General features: G+C 38.0%; 2 protein-coding genes. Both read right to left on the bottom strand.

Annotation, left to right across the window (positions count from 1 at the left end):
• Positions 1–1,598: HAD-IC family P-type ATPase (locus HMPREF2655_RS02375; RefSeq protein WP_070837418.1), on the bottom strand; the 1,598-nt coding region annotated here is incomplete at its 3' end.
• Positions 1,599–1,617: 19 nt separating this feature from the next.
• The gene (locus HMPREF2655_RS02370; protein ID WP_070837414.1) at positions 1,618–2,067 is read right to left on the bottom strand and encodes a CopY/TcrY family copper transport repressor; all 450 of its coding nucleotides are present in this window, start codon (positions 2,065–2,067) and stop codon (positions 1,618–1,620) included.
• Positions 2,068–2,335 lie beyond the last annotated feature (268 nt).

Raw genomic sequence — 2,335 nt, 5'->3', positions numbered from 1 at the left:
GTTGGTTTTAATTCGTCCCCTAAAGCTACAGCACCAATGGCATCATCGTTTTCTACTAAGACACTAAGAGTTGCTCCTTTTGGAGTATCCATATCAAGATTACGTCCATAGGCTTTTTGACTGATTAATTGGTAACGGTGCCCACCTGCTTTACCCTCTACTCCAGAACCGGAAATCACATCAATCGAATCAAAAGATGCTGGACGTATATTTTGCTGCTCGGCGAAACTTACAATTGATTGAGCAATTGGGTGGCTAGATCCTCCTTCAATACCTGCCAATAAGGCAATGATTTCCTCTTTTGTATATTTGTCATTAAGAAGTTTTACATCTAATACTTTAAATTCACCAGTTGTTAAAGTACCCGTTTTATCTAAAATCATCACATCTGCATCTTGAGCTATTTCTAAGGCTTGGCGGTCTTTTACTAGTAAGCCACGGCTAGCTCCTAAGCTTGTGCTACGGGCGGTTACCAATGGAATAGCCAGACCCAATGCGTGCGGACAAGCAATAACTAATGTAGTAATAGTAAATATAACTGCCGTTGGGATATCTCCAATAATCATCCACACTACAAAAGCAATTAGCGCGACAATAACAGCAATATAGAAGAGCCACCCTGCAACCTTTTGCGCAATATTTTCTGCCCTGGAAGGCTGACTTTGAGCTTGGCTGATTAAATTCTGTACTTGAGAGATAAAGGATTGATCACCTGTCTCAAGCACTTTAATATAAAGAACCCCTTCTCCATTTGTTGAGCCCCCGATTACTTCATCACCAGGGCCTTTTTTTACTGCTTTTGACTCCCCAGTTAGAAGAGCTTCATTTAAACGTGATTCGCCACGCTCGATAATCCCGTCTGCTGGCACATTTTCTCCGGCTTGAACACGAATTAAATCACCTACCTGTAAGTCAGCAACTGGTCGTGTTTCAATTGAATCGTCTTCTAATACAACGTGAGCATCTTTCGGCACTAACTTAGCCAATGCTGCTTGTGCGTCTCCTGCTTCTCCAATGGCTTTCATCTCAATCCAGTGACCTAATAGCATGATTAATAGTAATGAAGCAAATTCAAAGAAAAAGTCCATCACGTGTTCACCCGTTACGTAGGTAATGATCACAGCATAAATACTGTACAAATATGAAACACTTAAACCTAAAGAAACGAGTGCCATCATTCCAGGGTTTTTTTGTTTAAATTCGTCAACTGCACCTTGATAGAATGGACGTCCACCATAAATAATTAATATAGTAGATAAAATAGCTACTACAATATCAGAATATGGAAAAGTAAACTGGAATGGTAGTTTAAATCCATGCAAAGGGGAAAAGAACATAATAATGATTCCTAGTGGCAATGACTTTAAGAAAAGTTCCTTAAAGTTTCCGTGATGATGGTGGTCATGTCCACTGTGCCCGCTGTGATCATGTCCACTGTGTCCGCTGTGATCATGTCCACTGTGCCCGTTGTGGTCATGCCCACAATGCCCGCAGTGATCATGTCCAGCATGATGTACTTGATGTTGATCCTTATGGTATCCATGTTCATCTGTGATTCCATGCTCGTGTTTTAACTTATCCATGTTGTCATTATTCATTTTAAATTCCTCCTTATGCTTAATGATGATGTAAATGACATTCGCATTGTCCTTCTGGACAATTGCAATCCACTTTTTCTACTGCGAAAGATTTTTTCATCTCTAATATTTTTTCTAGTCGATCTATATCATTGAAGCTTAAAACATGATCTTCAATGATGCTTCCTATTACATTTCCGACTTTCTTATTGCAAATCCGTTTAAAAATATCTTCTGCATAATTCCTTACGGCTTCTTTCTCTTCAATATTGGCAGTGTAAACAAACTTTCTACCTTCATGCTCTGTATTTAGTACGCCTTTTCCAACTAATCGACCTAAGATCGTTTTGATAGTGGATTGTGTCCAGTCCATTTTTTCTTGCAATACGGAAATAACTTTTTTACTAGTTACTCGATCATTTGCCCAAACTACACGCATGACTTCCCATTCTGCATCTGTGATATAAGTATTAAGTTCTATTGTGCTCATTCTCCTTCCCCCTTAGTTGTCTACAAATGTAAACAAATATGTTTAAAATGAGTTTACCATTGTAAACGAATTATGTCAAGTCTTTTTATTAAATTCTCACTTTTGGGGGTCAGTCCCTTAAAACATGCTATTTTTATCATTGATAAATATTAATAGCTAACTTTCCGAAAAATAACTATTTTTTATACAAAAAAGACATCCAAGAGAAAATTCTTGAATGTCTGTAAACGTTGATAGTATCGTATTGATTAACGTTTTGAGGCAACTG

It is taken from the genome of Streptococcus sp. HMSC066F01 (assembly GCF_001837335.1).
GTDB lineage: Bacteria > Bacillota > Bacilli > Lactobacillales > Streptococcaceae > Streptococcus > Streptococcus oralis_S.
The sequence above is the reverse complement of the archived record's forward strand: the minus strand, read 5'-3'. Positions and strand labels throughout refer to the sequence as shown.